Source organism: Streptomyces sp. WM6386, from assembly GCF_000972385.1.
Taxonomy (GTDB): Bacteria; Actinomycetota; Actinomycetes; order Streptomycetales; family Streptomycetaceae; genus Streptomyces.
In genome coordinates this window covers 59833-77345 of record NZ_JXTE01000027.1, presented here as the reverse complement: position 1 = coordinate 77345, position 17513 = coordinate 59833, and the positions used below count along the sequence as shown (strand labels likewise).

Here is a 17513-nt window from a genome sequence, read left to right as displayed (position 1 = left end):
GCTGGTGGTGATCACCGGTGTGCTGGGGATCGGTCTGGGCGGCTGGGGGCTGTGGCTGGAGACGGATGCCTACCTGGACCGGGCCGACAGCCGGGACAAGATCAGCCGTGCCTGTGACGGCCTGGTGGACCCCGACAGGGTCCTCGGCCTCGACGGCGGTACGGACCGGGCCCTGCCGGGCAGTGGCAAGGGCGATGTGATGTTCGACCTCGACCTACCCGCCGCCCTGGCCACGCTGCCTGCGAAGTGCCGGATCTACCGGGTCGGGGATCCCGGGACGTCGTACGAGCATTTCTCGCTCTCCGTCTGGGCGACACCGTCCGATGAATACGCGCAGGTCGCCGACGGCTGGGTCGACCCGTTCCAGGCCCGGATCTACGACCGGGTCGACGACGTCACGCGCGAGGCGGACCGGAGTGTCTCGTACCCGCTCGGCGACGGTCGGCTCGGCGTGTACACGGACGTGAGCGTGTCCGTGAAGGCCGTCTGCACGAACAAGCCGGAGTCGAAGACCTCGGTCAATGCCATGACGGTCGCCCGCTACGCCCTGGACGACGAGCCGGTCACGGACGCCGACCGCCGCACCCTCGCCGAACTGGCCCGCACGGCCGCCGAACGGGCCGCTGCCAAGACCGGTTGCACGACCACTCTGCCCGCCCTCCCGTCCGAACTCCCCGCGCCCGGCAGACGGTTGACGGATGCCGGGGCGGCGAAGGGTACGTGCGGCTGGTACGCCGACCGGCGCGGTGGCCGCCTCCCCGACCTCGCGCTGTCCGCTCCGACGGCGTCCCACGCGACCGAGGAGCGCTGTCTGCTCGCGGTGAGCGAGGACGCGAGGAGCCGGATCTGGTCCGGGCTCAGCGACAAGGAACGGGGGCAGAGCAGCCGGCGGCACACCGCCTGGTGGCTGAAGACCGAGTCGTACTTCGGTGACGAGGCCGGCGAGGTCGTGGCCGAGGGCATCGGCACCACCCAGCGCCCCCTCGACCCCGGCACGGCGGGCGCCCTCCCGGGCGCCGGCGTCTGGTGGGCCTCGTCCACCTGCGACGGCGAACCCGCCGTCCACACCCTGACCGTGGAGTACCCGTACCAGAAGTTCATCCGCCCCCACCTCCGCGAGCTCTTCAAGGCCTACGTCGACGATGTCGCCACCCGCCGCGGCTGCACGGGCGTGAAGTTCCCCACGGACTTCACGTCCTGACCGGGGCCGGCGCCGGCCCCGCCACAGCCGCCTGGGGCAGCCTCAGCGCCAGCGCCACGCACAGGGCCATCAGCCCGGCACCGCACAGGAACACCGCGTCCATGGCGGAGACGTAGGACGCCGTGCCCGTCCCGTCGTCCAGCCGGGTCAGCAGCGTGCCGAAGACGGCGGCGCCCAGGGCCGTGCCCAGCGTCTGGAAGAAGCGGACGGCTGTCGTGGCGACGCCGAGCTGGTGGCGCGGGGCCGCCTCCTGGACGAGCTGGATGAGCTGCCCGATCAGCTGGCCGAAGCCGACGCCGAGGAGGAGGAGTTCGGCGCGCAGCCACCACAGGGAGGTGTGGGTGCCGGTGGTGGCCAGCAGGAGGAAGGCGACGGCGGTGACGGCCGAGCCGGTGATCACGAACGTCCGCTCGGGGCGGCCGCGTTCGGCGAGCCTGCCCGTGACGATGCCGACGGCCGTCATGCCGAGCGCCATGGGGATGAGGAACAGCCCGGCCGAGGCGCTGTCCATGCCCCGGGCGACCTGGAGATAGACCATCACGTAGTAGATCGCGCCGACCATGCCCGCACCGACCAGGCCCTGGATCGCGAAGCCCCAGCGCAGTTCCCGGATCCGGAACATGGAGAGCGGCAGGATCGGTTCCGCGGCGGTGACCTGGCGGCGCAGGAACAGGGCGAGGGCGGCGGCGGAGGTCAGTGCGAGGCCGGCGATCTGCGGTGACGACCAGGCGTACTGCCGGCCGCCCCACTCGGTGACCAGCAGGAGTGCGGTGGAGAAGGCGGCGGCGAGGGCGGCGCCCAGGAAGTCGATGCGGTCACCGCCGCCGTGCCGGGGGAGTTTCAGGACGAGTGCGCCGAGGACCAGGGCGGCGGCGCCGAGCGGCAGGTTGACGTAGAAGATCCACCGCCAGCTCGCGTGGTCGGACAGCATCCCGCCGATCCACGGGCCGATCGCCATGCCCCCGCCGGCGAGGATCCCGCCCATCCCCGCGCCCTTGGCGTCCCGCTCGCCGGGCCCCCTGAGCTGGGCGATCACGACCATCGTCACGCTCATCAGCCCGCCGGCCCCGATGCCCTGGACGGCCCGGGCCGCTATGAGCTGACCGATCGACTGGGCCGCGCCGCACAGCGCCGAGCCCAGGAGGAAGGTGCCGACGGCTCCGAGGAACACGTGCTTGGCGCCGAGGACGTCGCAGAGCCTGCCGTAGAGCGGCAGGACCGCGGCTGAGGCCAGCGAGAAGGCGCTGACCAGCCACGGGATCGTGTCGATGCCGTGCGCGGGGTCGAGGTCCCGGACGATCGGGACGGTCGCGGCGGACACGATCTGCATGTCCAGGACGGCCAGGACGATCGTGACGAGGCAGACGAGGAAGCCGATTTTCCGTTGGGTCTCTGACATGAGGGTCTCTGGGGTCTCGGTCATGAGCAGCACCATGCCCCAGATTTATGTACTGAGTCAATCTTTAATCTCGGGCTAAAATTCATCTTGGTACAGTGATGCCATGGCTTTTGCTGAGGGGATGGGGCTGCGCGAGCGCAAGAAGCTCCAGACGGCACTGCGGATCTACCGGACCGCTGTCGAGCTGTTCGTCGAGAAGGGGTTCGACGCCGTCTCCGTGCAGGAGGTCGCGGACGCCTCAGAGGTCTCCAAGATGACCGTCTTCAACTACTTCGGCACGAAAGAGGACTTGGTCTTCAAGCCCATGGAGGAGCACTTCTCCGACCCGGCCCGTGCTGTACGCGAACGGGCGCCGGGCGAGTCCGCGGTGGAGGCCGTGCGCCGGCAGTTCCTGGCGATGGTCGAGACCCGCGACCCCTCGATCGGCCTGCACAGCGAGCCCTTCGCCCGCCGGATCCGCACGGTCATCATGGCGACGCCGGTCCTGCGGGAGCGTGCCTATCTGTCGTCCGAGAAGGGCGCGCGCGAACTGGCCGACCTGCTCACCGAGGAGACCGGCGACCGCACCCTGGCCCTGATCGCCGCCGCCACCCTCACCGCCGCCCGCCAGGCCCTGGTCGAGGAACACCATCTGCGCATCGACGCCGGCGAGTCCGTGGACGAGGTCGCCGCCGACGCCGCCGAACGGGCCGAGAAGGCCTTCGCGTTGGTGGAACAGGGGCTCGGGGGATACGCGCGCAGGAAGTGAACGCCCCGGGCACCTCAGCCTGTCCGGAGTCCGGGGATGAGGCCCTGCCGTCCCGATCCCCCACCCACCCTTGTCTTTCAGCCCGTCCGGCGTCTGAGGACGAGGCCCTTCGGGGCCGACGGGGGTCCAGGGCGGAGCCCCCTGGGAGCTGGGGTCGAAGGGGCGGCAGCCCTTGGGGATGGGACGGGTATGGGCGGCGGGGGCGAGGAAACCGAGGGCGCACCCGCACGACGCCCGCAGCCCCCACAACCGCGAGATCTTCGATGCATCCCACCTCGAACCACCGCCCCGCCTAGGCTTGATCACATGCCACCGGCCAAGAAGCGCGCCCGCACCTACGACCCCGCGAAGACCCGCACCGCGGTGCTCACCCAGTTCGGGCATGTGCGGCAGGCCGTCGGCACGCTGAGCGAGGAGCGGCTCGCGAGCCCCACCCGCCTCGGTGACTGGACCGTCCGCGATCTGGCCGCGCACATCACGATGGCCGTCGACGCCATCAGCCGTGGCCTCGACCGCGACGAGCCGGACAAGCCCACCCTGACCCTCCTGGAGTGGCCCTCCACCACCGCCCCCCGGGCGGACGACATCGACGACGGCACCCGCGACCTCGCCGCCGCCCACCCCGACCTCGACGCCCTGTACGCCGACACCGGGGAACGCTTCGCGCGCAAGCTCGCGCAGACCCCCGGCGACCGCCTCATCGGCAGCCGCACCGGCGCCATGCCCCTCGCCGACTACCTGGTCACCCGCACCGTCGAACTCGTCGTCCACACGGACGACCTGAACGCCGCGCTGCCGGGCCTCGACATCCCGTACGACCGGCAGGCCCTGGCCGCCTGTACCCGCCTCCTCGCCGACGCCCTCGCCGCGAAGGCCCCCGGCGGCTCGACCGAGGTGCGGATCCCGCCGTACGCCGTCGTGCAGTGCGTCGAGGGGCCCCGGCACACCCGCGGCACCCCGCCCAACGTCGTCGAGACCGACCCGCTGACCTGGATCCGGCTCGCGACCGGACGGGTGGCGTGGCCGGAGGCGATCGAGGACGCGAAGGTCAGTGCCAGTGGTGAGCGGGCGGATCTTGGCGGATTGCTGCCCCTGATGGGGTGAACCGGTCGCCCACGAGGAACCGGTCTCCCGCCCCTCCCGTCCCATCGGCATGGACAAACAGCGACTGATCCTCGTGGTCCTGACCGTGCTCCCGCTCGCCGCGGCCTGCGGCACCGACAAGGCGGGCAGCGGTTCGGTCAGCGCCGAGAAACCCGTCACCGGAGTCCACTGGAGCGTCGACAGCGTCACCGTGGACGGCAAGACCCACAAGGCACCCGAAGGGGCGAACGTGGAGATGAAGGACGGCAAGGCCGCGGGCAACTACGGCTGCAACCACTTCAACGCCAAGGTCACCACCGCCGAGGACGGCACCATCCGGCTCAGCCACGCCACGACCACCAGGATGGCCTGCGAGAAGCCGGTCATGACCTTCGAGCAGACCCTCGCCGACACCCTCGTCGGCGGTGCCCTGAAGACAGCCGTCACCGACGACCACCTCACGCTCACCACCGCGAACGGAGACACAGTGCGACTGACCGAGTCCGCCGAGTCCACCAGCTGAGAGGTGTGCGACACCTCACTCATATATCCGGAGGGTCGTCGATCCACCGCGCTGACCAGCCAAAACGAAAAAACCGCCAAAGCGGTCGCCGCCTGGTGACTCAACAAAGGCACGTATCCCCAATTCAGACCAGTGGCCGACCTCGCCTACACTCGAGAACGTGCCACGTGGTGACGGTCGACTCAATCATGATCTGCTCCCCGGCGAGAAAGGCCCCCAGGACGCTTGCGGCGTCTTCGGAGTCTGGGCCCCGGGTGAAGAGGTCGCCAAGCTCACTTACTTCGGGCTCTACGCCCTCCAGCATCGGGGCCAGGAATCCGCGGGTATCGCGGTCAGCAACGGCTCCCAGATCCTCGTCTTCAAGGACATGGGGCTCGTTTCCCAGGTCTTCGACGAGACCTCTCTCGGTTCGCTCCAGGGTCATATCGCGGTCGGTCACGCCCGCTACTCGACCACCGGTGCCTCCGTCTGGGAGAACGCCCAGCCGACGTTCCGTGCCACCGCGCACGGCTCGATCGCGCTCGGCCACAACGGCAACCTGGTCAACACGGCGCAGCTCGCCGAGATGGTCGCCGACCTCCCCAAGGACACCAACGGCCGCTCGACCCGGGTGGCCGCCACCAACGACACCGACCTGCTCACCGCGCTCCTCGCGGCCCAGGTCGACGACGACGGCAAGCCGCTGACCATCGAGGAAGCCTCCCCGAAGGTCCTCCCGAAGGTCCGCGGCGCCTTCTCCCTCGTCTTCATGAACGAGCACACCCTCTACGCCGCCCGCGACCCGCAGGGCATCCGCCCGCTGGTTCTCGGCCGCCTGGAGCGCGGCTGGGTCGTCGCCTCCGAGGGTGCCGCCCTCGACATCTGCGGCGCGAGCTTCGTCCGTGAGATCGAGCCGGGCGAGTTCATCGCCATCGACGAGAACGGTCTGCGCAGCTCCCGATTCGCGGAAGCGAAGCCCAAGGGCTGTGTCTTCGAGTACGTCTATCTGGCCCGCCCCGACACCGACATCGCCGGCCGCAACGTCTACCTCTCCCGTGTGGAGATGGGCCGCAAGCTGGCGAAGGAAGCCCCGGTCGAGGCCGACCTGGTCATAGCGACCCCGGAGTCCGGCACCCCGGCGGCGATCGGTTACGCGGAGGCGAGCGGAATCCCGTTCGGTGCGGGTCTGGTGAAGAACGCGTACGTCGGTCGTACGTTCATCCAGCCCTCGCAGACGATCCGGCAGCTCGGCATCCGTCTGAAGCTGAACCCGCTGAAGGAAGTCATCAAGGGCAAGCGCCTGGTCGTCGTCGACGACTCGATCGTGCGCGGCAACACCCAGCGGGCGCTGGTGCGGATGCTCCGCGAGGCCGGGGCGGCCGAGGTCCACATCCGGATCTCCTCCCCGCCCGTGAAGTGGCCCTGCTTCTTCGGCATAGATTTCGCGACCCGTGCCGAGCTCATCGCCAACGGCATGACCATCGACGAGATCGGCACCTCACTGGGCGCCGACTCCCTGGCGTACATCTCCCTCGACGGCATGATCGAGGCGACCACGATCGCCAAGCCGAACCTGTGCCGCGCCTGCTTCGACGGCGAGTACCCGATGGAGCTCCCGGACCCCGAGCTGCTCGGCAAGCAGCTCCTGGAGACCGAACTGGCAGCCGGCCCGGCGGCCACGGCGGCGGCCGACGCGATCCGTCGCCCGTAGCCAGCCCGTGCTGTGCTTTTTTAATACGTCTGCCGTACGACACGAAAGTTCTCACTAGCCATGTCTGAGACAACTGGTGCCAGCTACGCAGCCGCGGGCGTCGACATCGAAGCGGGAGACCGCGCCGTAGAACTCATGAAGGAGTGGGTGAAGAAGACCCAGCGCCCCGAGGTCCTCGGCGGCCTCGGCGGTTTCGCCGGCCTCTTCGACGCCTCCGCCCTCAAGCACTACGAGCGTCCCCTCCTCGCCTCCGCGACCGACGGCGTCGGCACGAAGGTCGACATCGCGCGTCAGCTGGGCGTCTACGACACGATCGGCCACGACCTGGTCGCGATGGTCATGGACGACATCGTGGTGTGCGGTGCCGAGCCGCTGTTCATGACCGACTACATCTGTGTCGGCAAGGTCCACCCCGAGCGGGTCGCCGCGATCGTCAAGGGCATCGCCGAGGGCTGTGTCCTCGCCGGCTGCGCCCTGGTGGGCGGCGAGACGGCCGAGCACCCCGGTCTGCTGGGTCCGGACGACTTCGACGTCGCCGGCGCCGGTACGGGCGTCGTGGAGGCCGACCGGCTGCTGGGCCCGGATCGTATCCGTACGGGTGACACGGTCATCGCCATGGCGGCGTCCGGTCTTCACTCGAACGGGTACTCGCTCGTCCGGCACGTCCTGCTCAACGAGGCGGGCCTGTCCCTGGACGCCCGGATCGACGAGCTCGGCCGCACCCTCGGCGAGGAGCTCCTGGAACCCACCAAGATCTACTCGCTGGACTGCCTGGCGCTCACCCGGACCACCGACGTGCACGCGTACAGCCACGTCACGGGAGGCGGTCTCGCGGCCAACCTGGCCCGCGTGATCCCGGACGACCTGCACGCGATCGTCGACCGCTCCACCTGGACCCCGGCCCCGATCTTCGACCTCGTCGGCAGGACGGGTCGGGTCGAACGCCTGGAGCTGGAGAAGACCCTGAACATGGGCGTCGGCATGATCGCCATCGTCCCGCAGGAGTCCGCCGACGTGGCCCTGACCACGCTGGCCGACCGTGGGGTCGAGGCGTGGGTCGCCGGTGAGATCACCGACCGTGGTGACCACACCACGGGTGCGGAAATGGTCGGTGACTACAACGCCTGACGCTCGCGAGGGCAGCGCAAAACCCGGTCCGGTGGTGTGGACCACAACCGGACCGGGTGAAGCACAGCTGGAGCGTCAAGCGCCGCGGCGTTGCGACGTGGGACCGGACTCGTCGTCCTCGTCCTCGTCGTCGTCGTTATAGAGATCCGCGTACTGCGAGTACGGGTCGTCTTCTTCGTCTTCGTCATCCTCGAACGGCTCGCCATTCGGCGGCTGGCTCGAAGTCGAAGCGCCCAGCTCATTGGCCAGACGCGACAGGTCAGTCCCGCCGCTGCTGTACTTCAGCTGGCGGGCGACCTTCGTCTGCTTGGCCTTTGCCCGGCCGCGCCCCATGGCTCGACCCCCTCGGATACGGGGCTCGGTGGCCCCAGAGTCTTGACACGCGTTCATGATCTGGAACGGGCTCTCCGCAGAGAGACCGGTCCGTAGGGCTTCCACGGTACCTGAGCCCACGCCCGTACGGTACGTCGCCCGCAGGACGTGCCTGGACCCACAACCCTCAGAGTGCCCTGTCCCTGCTGGTCAACCGCGATTTTAACCACTTCTCGGCGGCCGACCCGCCGACGAACGTGAGAGTTCTCTCTAAGTGCCCGTCGGCGGGTACCGGCCGTGGCGCTGCGGACGGCGGATCAGCGCGCCCCGCGGGCCACCGCCGCCTCGTGCATCCGCTGCTCGGCGATCCGGTCGGCCGCGGCGGCCGGCGGGATTCCGTCAGCCTTCGCACGTGCGAATATGGCGAGCGTGGTGTCGTAGATCTTCGCCGCCTTCGCCTTGCACCGCTCGAAGTCGAAGCCGTGCAGCTCGTCGGCGACCTGGATGACCCCGCCGGCGTTCACCACGTAGTCCGGCGCGTAGAGGATCCCGCGGTCGGCGAGGTCCTTCTCCACGCCCGGGTGGGCGAGCTGGTTGTTGGCGGCACCGCAGACCACCTTGGCGGTCAGTGCCGGGACGGTGTCGTCGTTGAGGGCGCCGCCGAGCGCGCAGGGGGCGTAGATGTCCAGGCCCTCGGCGCGGATCAGGGTCGCGGTGTCGGCGACGGCGGTCACCCCGGCCGGGTGGGCCGCCAGGATCCGCCCCACGGCCTCCTCGCGGACGTCCGTGATGACGACCTCGGCGCCCTCCGCCCGCAGGTGCTCCACCAGGTGGTGGCCGACCTTGCCGACGCCCGCGATGCCGACCTTCCGCCCGGCCAGCGAGGGGCTGCCCCACAGGTGCTGGGCGGAGGCACGCATGCCCTGGTAGACGCCGAAGGACGTCAGCACGGAGGAGTCGCCGGCGCCGCCGTTCTCGGGGGAACGCCCGGTCGTCCAGCGGCACTCGCGCGCGACGACGTCCATGTCGGCCACATACGTACCGACGTCGCACGCGGTGACGTAGCGCCCGCCGAGCGAGGCCACGAACCGGCCGTAGGCGAGCAGCAGCGCGGTCCTTTGAGGGGGCTCGAAGGTGTCCGGGTCGCCGATGATCACGGCTTTGCCACCGCCGTGGTCCAGGCCGGCCATGGCGTTCTTGTACGACATCCCGCGCGCGAGGTTCAGGGCGTCGGCGACGGCCTCCTCCTCGGTCGCGTACGGGTAGAAGCGCGTGCCGCCGAGCGCGGGGCCCAGCGCGGTGGAGTGGATGGCGATGACGGCCTTGAGGCCGCTGGCACGGTCCTGGCAGAGCACGACTTGCTCATGACCGCCCTGGTCCGAGTGGAACAGGGTGTGCAGGACGCCGGCTGATACGTCGGTCACTGTGGTGACTCCTGGGTAAAGAGCGGCGGTTGGGACCAGCTCCCGTAAGGGTGGCGGGCGCTGTGAGCATGAGATTAGAGCCTGGGTGCCGCTGCCCACGGCGCCGTGCTCAGGATCACCTACCGGCGGGGTGCGCCCGTGCGACGATTTGCATAGATTTCCCGCCCGTTTGTGAGCGGGTTCCGCAGGTTTTCCTGGCAGTGGGCGGGGGAGGGAGCAGGCGTGCCCAAGGTGTCCTCGGTGGTCGTCCCGTACGCGACCTATCTGCGCGTGTACGAGCCGCTGGCAGCCTTCCCGGAGCCGGAACGCGGCCACTGGACGCGCTACGCCCGCCGCCCCGACCGTCCCTCGTACCAGGACGAACTGCGCCGCTCCCTGGCCGACTTGCTGCCCACCCCGCCGATCCCGGTGCCGGTGCACGAGAGCGCCGACGCGTTCGTGATGGACGTGGACGGGGTGGTCTGCGTCTGCCCCTGGCGGACCCGGCTGCGCGGCTGGCAGGCCCTCCAGGAGCTGCCCGAGGAGCTGCCGAAGCCGGTCCTGGACGCGGTGCTGCCGGAGGTCGTACGGCGCCAGGCGGGCCAGGACTACGAGCGCTGGCTGGTCCGCAACCCCGACGCCCGGCCCTGGATCCGCACCTCGACCTGGCAGGTGCCGCTGCACTGGTTCGTGCTGGTGTCCGACGAGGAGCGGTCCTTCGACAAGGGCTCGGGCGAGATCCCGCCGACGCTGCGCTACCGGACGCCGATGGTGCAGGCCCGGCGGCGGGTGGCGCGGGCCCTGCGGACCCTGAAGGAGACCGTCGACGAGGGGCCGCTCACCGACGGCCTGCTGGACGTGGGGCGCTGGCTGGAGGAGTTCCACCCGCGCTCGCACGTCGAGCTGGACTACGGCGGTCTGGTGCACACCCTGCCGCCCGGCGAGCTCGAGGACGACCACTCGGCGGCCGACGTGGCCGCGGGCATCGAGGCCTTGCGGCTCGGCGACGGGGCGGCCGCGGGAGAGGCGTACGCGCGGCTCGTGGAGCGGTGGCGGTCGGTGCGGGACCGGCGGTCCGCGAACTAGGTGTTCCGTGAACTGAGTGTGCCCTGGGTCACTTTGGTCACGAACTGGCGTTTGACCTGACGCCCGTTTTGGGGTTTCGTCCTCGCTCAAGGTGTCACCAAGTTTCCCCTGATGCTCCGCCAACAAGGGACGTAGGTCCCGATCCGGGCGTACGCCTCACTGTGTGTCAAGCGTGACGGACCGCACGTACCCGGCTCTTGCATCTCTTCCCCCTCCTCATGCCAAAATAGGACAAGGGGCCCGGGGGAGGTTCCGCTTTGGGGGGTCTGGTGACTCCTGATCGCTCTGTGACTGATCGTCACAGTGGCGTGACTGTCCGCTATGGCATGGTCCATCGGCCTCTGTCGCCGATGAACACCTGGGGGGCAATTCCATCGGTTTGGCCGACGCGGCTGGACAGATGGTGTAGTTGTAGTGCCGAGGACAAGCCGTTCGTCCTATAACCGACTCGACTCGCGTCCGCCATTTCGGGCAACGCGGGTCAAGGTGCAGAATTTAGAGGAAAGAACCGAGAAGGTTCGGTTCTCCCGAGGAGGCCGCTCATGACCGCTCGCACCCCTGATGCCGAGCCGCTGCTGACCCCGGCTGAGGTCGCCACGATGTTCCGCGTCGACCCGAAGACGGTCACGCGGTGGGCGAAGGCCGGGAAGCTCACGTCCATTCGTACGCTCGGCGGGCACCGCCGCTACCGCGAGGCGGAGGTCCGCGCACTGCTCGCGGGCATCCCCCAGCAGCGCAGCGAGGCCTGAATCAACTGAATAACGGACAAACCGGCAGGTCCCCCAACGTGCCGAGGCGTCCGTAACCAAGCTCCAAGCGACGCGGGTACTGCCCCAACAGAACCCACGCCCAAGCTCATCCCAGAACATCACAGGGTGCGTCGTCGATCGCGCTGGACTCCGCCGAGTCCAGCGCGATCTTTTTTGTGCGCTTCACGTGCGGGACGGAGCCGGCACGCGGCGCTGTGAGTGGGCTTGTCGGAGTCTGGGGAGGGGTGTCGGATCTCCTGTGGACGGCTTCCGACGTACCGACTGGTCGGCCCTGTGGGCTGGTGCAATTGCACATATTAAATTGACCAGTTGTAGGTGAGGTGTAAGTACCGCGGTTTCAGAAACTCATGCGGTGACACCCGTCACATGCCAGGGTCCTTGTTGCCCCTGGCGCATGTGCGCTAGAGGAGGCACACGTTCCACCGCCCCACGACCGTACGGCCGTTGGGGCCAGCGATGGTCACGCGGGCGAGGGGCTTTCGTCCTCGGCGACCTCTGCGCCGGCCTCGTCGGCCCGCGGGGCCGAGTCCATGGCGAGCAGTAGCAGCTGATGGCAGATCGGGCAGTGCCGCATCAGATGGCGGCGATAGGAGGTAGCGGCCGACAGATGCGCACGCAGCAACGCCCGCGTCTCGTGCCTGGCCGAAGCCGCCATACGCCACCTCCAGAAGCGCACGTGAACAAGCCCTGGTTTCTGGAGTACCGAGCGAATGTGACGCCGTCAAGACGGCGTAGACGGCATGGAACGCAAAAGAGCCCGGATCCGAAGATCCGGGCTCTTGTACTACTTGCTGCGGTCCTGACGGGATTTGCTGTACCCGATTGCGGCTTCGCCGCGGGCGCGGCCTGCACCTTGACAGGGTGGCGAGGGGGTTGGTTTGAGGCGGGCACGAAGAAGGCCCGCACCTTTGATGGGTGCGGGCCTTCCTGCTTCACTGCGGTCCTGACGGGATTTGAACCCGCGGCCTCCACCTTGACAGGGTGGCGAGCACTCCAAGCTGCTCCACAGGACCAGGTTTCGCGGCGCTTATTGCTGCGTTGCGCTGCGAGAAGGACTGTACAGGAGGGTGAGCCCCGTGCGCGAACTCACCCAGCGTGCGGGGGTGGTTACGGGACGGCCGCGTCGATCGCCTTCACGATCCGCTTGTCCGAGACGGGGTACGCCGTGCCCATCGCGTGGGCGAAATAGCTGACCCGCAGCTCCTCGATCATCCAGCGGATGTCCAGCACGGAGGAGGGGACCGGGCGGCCCTGGGGCATCTGCTCCAGGAGCCAGGCGTACTCGTCCTGCATCTCGTGGACCTTCTCCATACGCGTGGTGTCCCGCTGGACGCTCGTCGGCATCTGCTGGAGGCGCCGGTCCGCGGCGACCAGGTAGCGCATCAGGTCCGCCAGCCGACGCAGCCCCGTCTCCGTCACGAAGCCCGGCTTCACGAGGGCGTCCAGCTGCTTGCGTACGTCCTGGAGGTTCGCCAGCAGCGCGGGGCTCCGTACGGCCTTCAGACGGCGCTCACAGGCCTGCCAGGCGGCAAGGACCTGCTGCACCTGGCCCACCGTGCGGACCGTCGTGTCGACGATCTCGGCACGCACCTTGTCGTAGAGCTTCCGGTACGACTCCTCGTCCCACGCCGGCCCCCCGAAGTCGGCGATCAGCCGGTCCGCCGCCGCCATCGCGCAGTCGTCGAACAGGCCCTGGATGGAGCCGTGCGGGTTCGCCGAGAGCGCCAGCTTCTGCGGGTTCGTCAGCTTCTCCGACGCGAACTTCGCCGGGTTCACCGGGATGTTGCGCAGGATCAGCCGACGCGTGCCCTTCCACATCGCCTCCGCCTGCTCCGCCTCCGTGTCGAAGAGGCGTACGGAGACGGTGTCGCCGTCGTCCACCAGCGCCGGGTACGCCTTCACCGGCTGGCCGGCGCGGCGCGTCTCGAAGACGCGGGTGAGGGAGCCGATGGTCCAGTCGGTCAGGCCCTTGCGCTCCAGGGACTCGCCGCCCTGGCGTTCCGCCGTCGCCGCGGCCGCCTGGGAGAGCGCCTGGCGCGCCTTCGGTTTCAGCTGGAGCTTCAGCGCCTGAAGGTCCTTGTCCTCGGCGAGATTGCGGCGCCGCTCGTCGACGATCCGGAAGGTGATGCGGAGGTGGTCCGGGACCTTCGACCAGTCGAAGTCCTCGGCGTCGAAGGGCACCCCGACCATCCGCTTGAGCTCGCGGGCCATGGTGAGGGTCAGCGGCTCCTGGAGGGACTGTGTCTGATTGCGCCCCTCCGGGGACGACGCCGCGGCAAGGAAGCGCTGCGCGAAGTTCGGCGCCGGTACGTAGTTGCGGCGGATCGGCTTGGGCAGGGAACGGATCAGCTCCGTCACCACCTCTTCCCGCAGCCCGGGGATCTGCCAGTCGAAGCCCTCGTCCGTGACCTGGTTGAGCACCTGGAGCGGGATGTGGACCGTCACACCGTCCGCGTCCGCACCCGGCTCGAACTGGTACGTCACCCGGAACTTGAGCTGCCCCTGCCGCCACGAGTCCGGATAGTCGGCCTTGGTGACCGCCTCCGCCGACTCCCGGATGAGCATCTCCCGCTCGAAATCCAGGAAGTCCGGCTGCTCATGCCGCTTGTGCTTCCACCAGGAGTCGAAGTGGGCGCCGGAGACGACGTGCTCGGGCACCCGCTGCTCGTAGAAGTCGAAGAGCGTCTCGTCGTCGACCACGATGTCCCGGCGCCGCGCCCGGTGCTCCAACTCCTCGACCTCGCTGAGGAGTTTGCGGTTGTCGGCGAAGAACTTGTGGTGCGTGCGCCAGTCGCCCTCGACGAGTGCGTTGCGAATGAAAAGCTCGCGGGACGTCTCCGCATCGATCCGGCCGTAGTTCACCTTCCGCTGGGCGACGATCGGTACGCCGTACAGCGTGACCTTCTCGTACGCCATCACGGCCGCCTGGTCCTTCTCCCAGTGCGGTTCGGAGTACGTCCGCTTCAGGAGGTGCTCGGCGAGCGGCTCGACCCACTCCGGCTCGACCTTCGCGTTGACGCGGGCCCAGAGACGCGACGTCTCGACCAGCTCGGCCGACATCACGAACCGCGGCTGCTTCTTGAAGAGCGCCGAGCCGGGGAAGATCGCGAACTTGGCGCTGCGGGCGCCCAGGTACTCGTTCTTGTTGCCGTCCTTCACGTCCTTCATGCCGACGTGCGAGAGCAGACCGGCGAGGAGAGAGACGTGGACGCTCTGGTCGGGCGCGTCGTCCTCGTTGAGATGGATGCCCATCTGCTTGGCGACCGTGCGCAGCTGTGAGTAGATGTCCTGCCACTCACGGATGCGCAGGAAGTTCAGGTACTCCTGCTTGCACATCCGGCGGAAGGACGACGAGCCGCGCTCCTTCTGCTGCTCGCGCACGTACCGCCACAGGTTGAGATAGGCGAGGAAGTCGCTGGTCTCGTCCTTGAAGCGGGCGTGCTGCTGGTCGGCCTGGGTCTGTTTGTCGGCCGGGCGCTCGCGCGGGTCCTGGATGGACAGTGCGGCGGCTATGACCATGACCTCGCGGACACAGCCGTTCTTGTCGGCCTCCAGGACCATGCGGGCCAGGCGCGGGTCGACGGGCAGCTGGGCGAGCTTGCGGCCGGTCTCGGTGAGCCGCTTGCGCGCGTCCTTCTGCGCCGGGTCAAGGGCGTTGAGCTCCTGCAGCAGCTGCACGCCGTCGCGGATGTTGCGGTGGTCCGGCGGGTCGATGAAGGGGAACTTCTCGATGTCGCCGAGGCCGGCCGCGGTCATCTGGAGGATGACGGAGGCCAGGTTCGTACGGAGGATCTCCGCGTCCGTGAACTCGGGGCGGCCCTCGAAGTCCTCTTCGGTGTAGAGCCGGATGCAGATGCCGTCGGAGGTACGACCGCAGCGGCCCTTGCGCTGGTTGGCACTGGCCTGCGAGATCGCCTCGATGGGGAGCCGCTGGACCTTGGTGCGGTGGCTGTAGCGGCTGATCCGGGCGAAGCCGGGGTCGATGACGTACTTGATGCCCGGGACGGTCAGCGAGGTCTCGGCGACGTTGGTAGCCAGAACGATCCTGCGCCCCGTGTGCTGCTGGAACACGCGGTGCTGCTCGGCGTGCGAGAGCCGGGCGTAGAGGGGGAGGACCTCGGTGAACCGGTAGTTCTTCTTGTTGAGCGCGTCCGCGGTGTCCCGGATCTCCCGCTCACCGGAGAGGAAGACCAGGATGTCGCCCTTGCCCTCGCCCTGGAGCTCCTCGACCGCATCGCAGATCGCGGTGATCTGGTCGCGGTCGGAGTCGTCGCCCCCAGAATCAGATACAGCCTCTTCGAGGAGGGGGCGGTAGCGGACCTCGACGGGGTACGTCCGGCCGCTGACCTCGACGATCGGCGCCTTACCGAAGTGCCGGGAGAACCGCTCGGGATCGATGGTCGCCGAGGTGATGACGACCTTGAGGTCCGGCCGCTTCGGCAGCAGCTGCGCGAGATAGCCGAGCAGGAAGTCGATGTTGAGGGACCGCTCGTGCGCCTCGTCGATGATGATCGTGTCGTAGGCGCGCAGCTCACGGTCGGTCTGGATCTCGGCGAGCAGGATGCCGTCCGTCATCAGCTTGATGAAGGTGCCGTCCGGGTTCACCTGGTCGGTGAACCGCACCTTCCAGCCGACGGCCTCGCCGAGCGGAGTGTCCAGCTCCTCGGCGACCCGCTCGGCCACGGTACGGGCGGCGATACGACGGGGCTGGGTGTGCCCGATCATGCCGCGGACGCCACGGCCCAGCTCCAGACAGATCTTCGGGATCTGGGTCGTCTTGCCCGACCCGGTCTCACCCGCGACGATCACGACCTGGTGATCACGGATGGCGTCCGCGATCTCGGCCTTCTTCTGGCTGACGGGCAGCTGTTCGGGATAGCTGACGGCGGGCACACGTCCGCGCCGCTTGGCCATCCGCTCCTCGGCCCTGGCCACCTCGCCCTCGATCTCGGCGAGCACGGCGGCCCGCGCCTCGGGCTTGCGGATCTTGCGCGCGCCTTCGAGCCTGCGCCCGAGTCGCTGCGCGTCGCGCAGGGAGAGCTCGGTCAGGCGAGGGGCGATTGTGCCGAGGGCCGGGGCACCGGGGGCAGGATGCGTAGACATACGCGATCCAGGATCTCATCCCGCACAAAGAAGGGGCGAACCCTTTTGGGCCCGCCCCTTCTCGCATCCCCCGTGTGCGTCACCGCACGTCGACGTAGTCCTCCGTGCCGCTGCCCACGAAGTGCTTGCTGTCGGGGTACAGGAAGACGGGCACCCAGGTGCCGTCCTGCTGGGCCTTGAAGCCCTTGCTGAAGGATCCGCTCGTCTTCGTGGTGACGGTGGCCATCAGGTACCAGGTGCTCTTGCCCTTGGGCCGGAAGAGGATCTGGACCTTCCTGTCGCCGTACGCCTTCCAGGTCGACGTGCCGGGCTTGCGCTCCTGGAGCACGCCCTTCACGGTGATCGTCCGGCCCTTGTAGACCGGCTCCGGAGACGCGTTGGCGTCCTTGACCCGGGTCAGGGCGCGGTTGCGGCGCAGGCTGTCGCTGACGGTGCCCTTGATGTCCTTGGCGGCGGAACCGGCGTAGCGCAGCCGCCAGTAGCCGTCGGTGTAGCCGGGCAGGTCCTCGACGATGAACTGGTGGTCCAGCTGGGTCTTGAGGGTCTTCTTCGTGGTCCAGCCGGTGCGGCCGTCCGCCGAATACTGGATGTCCACGTTGAGGCTGTCGCCGGTGTCCCGGCCGCGTGCCGCGACGATGCCGGTGACGTCGAGTCGATCGTCCCGCTGTAGTTGAGGCGTACGTCGATGACCGACCAGTCGGCCTGGTCGCTGTACGCCGCCGTGACGGTCGGCCCCGCGGCGTGGGCCGTGCCGGGTATCGCGAGTGTGGAGACCAGGACGGCACCGGCCGTCACCAGGCCTCGGACCATGCGTCTCAAGAACCCCCCCTCAGGCTCTCTGTGAACGACGAAAACCCCCTCCGGTCGCCCGGAGGGGGTTTACGTACTGAGTGGCTGGGGCCGGGGTCGAACCGGCGACCTATCGCTTTTCAGGCGATCGCTCGTACCAACTGAGCTACCCAGCCACGAGGTATCCGAGGAAACCTCAGCGGTCCTGACGGGATTTGAACCCGCGGCCTCCACCTTGACAGGGTGGCGAGCACTCCAAACTGCTCCACAGGACCTGG

The 17513-nt window shown here is 68.8% G+C and carries 15 protein-coding genes and 3 tRNA genes; 9 read left to right on the top strand and 9 right to left on the bottom strand.

Translation table 11 applies throughout. The features are described 5' to 3' along the window. Positions 1 to 4 precede the first annotated feature (4 nt). On the top strand, positions 5 to 1201 hold the full coding sequence (locus tag TN53_RS44125; protein ID WP_052745245.1) for a hypothetical protein: 1197 nt from the start codon (positions 5 to 7) through the stop codon (positions 1199 to 1201). Here the strand turns inward: TN53_RS44125 and TN53_RS18675 are convergent. Continuing rightward, a complete protein-coding gene (locus tag TN53_RS18675; protein WP_234441630.1) occupies positions 1191 to 2624 on the bottom strand; it encodes an MFS transporter in 1434 nt (477 codons plus the stop codon). The genes TN53_RS44125 and TN53_RS18675 overlap by 11 nt on opposite strands. A 79-nt stretch (positions 2625 to 2703) precedes the next feature. Here TN53_RS18675 and TN53_RS18670 point away from each other — a divergent pair, with 79 nt between their 5' ends. The 5 genes from TN53_RS18670 (at position 2704) to purM (ending at position 7772) form a co-directional block, all read left to right on the top strand. Further along, positions 2704 to 3348, top strand: coding sequence for a TetR/AcrR family transcriptional regulator (locus tag TN53_RS18670; protein WP_046259667.1), 645 nt, complete (start codon positions 2704 to 2706; stop codon positions 3346 to 3348). 306 nt (positions 3349 to 3654) lie between these two features. Further along, a complete protein-coding gene (locus TN53_RS18665) occupies positions 3655 to 4452 on the top strand; it encodes a maleylpyruvate isomerase family mycothiol-dependent enzyme (protein WP_046259666.1) in 798 nt (265 codons plus the stop codon). 49 nt (positions 4453 to 4501) lie between these two features. Further along, positions 4502 to 4954, top strand: a complete 453-nt coding sequence (locus TN53_RS18660) for an META domain-containing protein (RefSeq protein ID WP_046259665.1) — start codon at positions 4502 to 4504, stop codon at positions 4952 to 4954. 160 nt (positions 4955 to 5114) lie between these two features. Continuing rightward, positions 5115 to 6644 carry an amidophosphoribosyltransferase gene (gene purF / locus TN53_RS18655; RefSeq protein ID WP_046259664.1) on the top strand — a complete coding sequence of 510 codons (1530 nt, stop codon included), beginning with the start codon at positions 5115 to 5117 and terminating at the stop codon, positions 6642 to 6644. A 60-nt stretch (positions 6645 to 6704) separates the two neighbouring features. Next, the gene (gene purM / locus TN53_RS18650; protein ID WP_046259663.1) at positions 6705 to 7772 is read left to right on the top strand and encodes a phosphoribosylformylglycinamidine cyclo-ligase; all 1068 of its coding nucleotides are present in this window, start codon (positions 6705 to 6707) and stop codon (positions 7770 to 7772) included. Positions 7773 to 7847: 75 nt separating this feature from the next. On the opposite strand, the gene TN53_RS18645 is transcribed toward purM, so the two are convergent. Together TN53_RS18645 and TN53_RS18640 are read right to left on the bottom strand one after the other, a co-directional pair. Beyond that, on the bottom strand, positions 7848 to 8105 hold the full coding sequence (locus tag TN53_RS18645; RefSeq protein WP_046259662.1) for a DUF3073 domain-containing protein: 258 nt from the start codon (positions 8103 to 8105) through the stop codon (positions 7848 to 7850). Positions 8106 to 8401: 296 nt separating this feature from the next. Beyond that, positions 8402 to 9508: a Leu/Phe/Val dehydrogenase gene (locus TN53_RS18640; protein ID WP_046259661.1), complete on the bottom strand. Its 1107-nt coding sequence runs from the start codon at positions 9506 to 9508 to the stop codon at positions 8402 to 8404. A 222-nt stretch (positions 9509 to 9730) separates the two neighbouring features. On the opposite strand from TN53_RS18640, the gene TN53_RS18635 reads away from it, so the two are divergent. Next, complete coding sequence (locus TN53_RS18635; protein WP_046259660.1) at positions 9731 to 10573, top strand: hypothetical protein; 843 nt, start codon at positions 9731 to 9733, stop codon at positions 10571 to 10573. Positions 10574 to 11115: 542 nt separating this feature from the next. After that, positions 11116 to 11322 carry a developmental transcriptional regulator BldC gene (gene bldC, locus TN53_RS18630; RefSeq protein WP_003949541.1) on the top strand — a complete coding sequence of 69 codons (207 nt, stop codon included), beginning with the start codon at positions 11116 to 11118 and terminating at the stop codon, positions 11320 to 11322. Positions 11323 to 11803: 481 nt separating this feature from the next. On the opposite strand, the gene TN53_RS18620 is transcribed toward bldC, so the two are convergent. The 4 genes from TN53_RS18620 to TN53_RS18605 form a co-directional block, all read right to left on the bottom strand. Beyond that, entirely contained in the window at positions 11804 to 11998 is a 195-nt protein-coding gene (locus TN53_RS18620) for a DUF6274 family protein (RefSeq protein ID WP_046259659.1), read from the bottom strand. A 283-nt stretch (positions 11999 to 12281) separates the two neighbouring features. Beyond that, positions 12282 to 12356: transfer RNA gene (locus tag TN53_RS18615), tRNA-Asp, on the bottom strand. A 94-nt stretch (positions 12357 to 12450) separates the two neighbouring features. Continuing rightward, positions 12451 to 16446, bottom strand: a complete 3996-nt coding sequence (gene hrpA, locus TN53_RS18610; RefSeq protein ID WP_046259658.1) for an ATP-dependent RNA helicase HrpA — start codon at positions 16444 to 16446, stop codon at positions 12451 to 12453. A gap of 79 nt (positions 16447 to 16525) precedes the next feature. After that, positions 16526 to 17041, bottom strand: a complete 516-nt coding sequence (locus TN53_RS18605) for a hypothetical protein (protein WP_199924606.1) — start codon at positions 17039 to 17041, stop codon at positions 16526 to 16528. A gap of 90 nt (positions 17042 to 17131) precedes the next feature. Here TN53_RS18605 and TN53_RS47345 point away from each other — a divergent pair, with 90 nt between their 5' ends. Next, positions 17132 to 17290 carry a hypothetical protein gene (locus TN53_RS47345; RefSeq protein WP_159038158.1) on the top strand — a complete coding sequence of 53 codons (159 nt, stop codon included), beginning with the start codon at positions 17132 to 17134 and terminating at the stop codon, positions 17288 to 17290. 47 nt (positions 17291 to 17337) lie between these two features. On the opposite strand, the gene TN53_RS18600 is transcribed toward TN53_RS47345, so the two are convergent. Further along, positions 17338 to 17411, bottom strand: a tRNA-Phe gene (locus TN53_RS18600). A 24-nt stretch (positions 17412 to 17435) separates the two neighbouring features. Then, positions 17436 to 17510: transfer RNA gene (locus TN53_RS18595), tRNA-Asp, on the bottom strand. Positions 17511 to 17513: the final 3 nt, after the last annotated feature.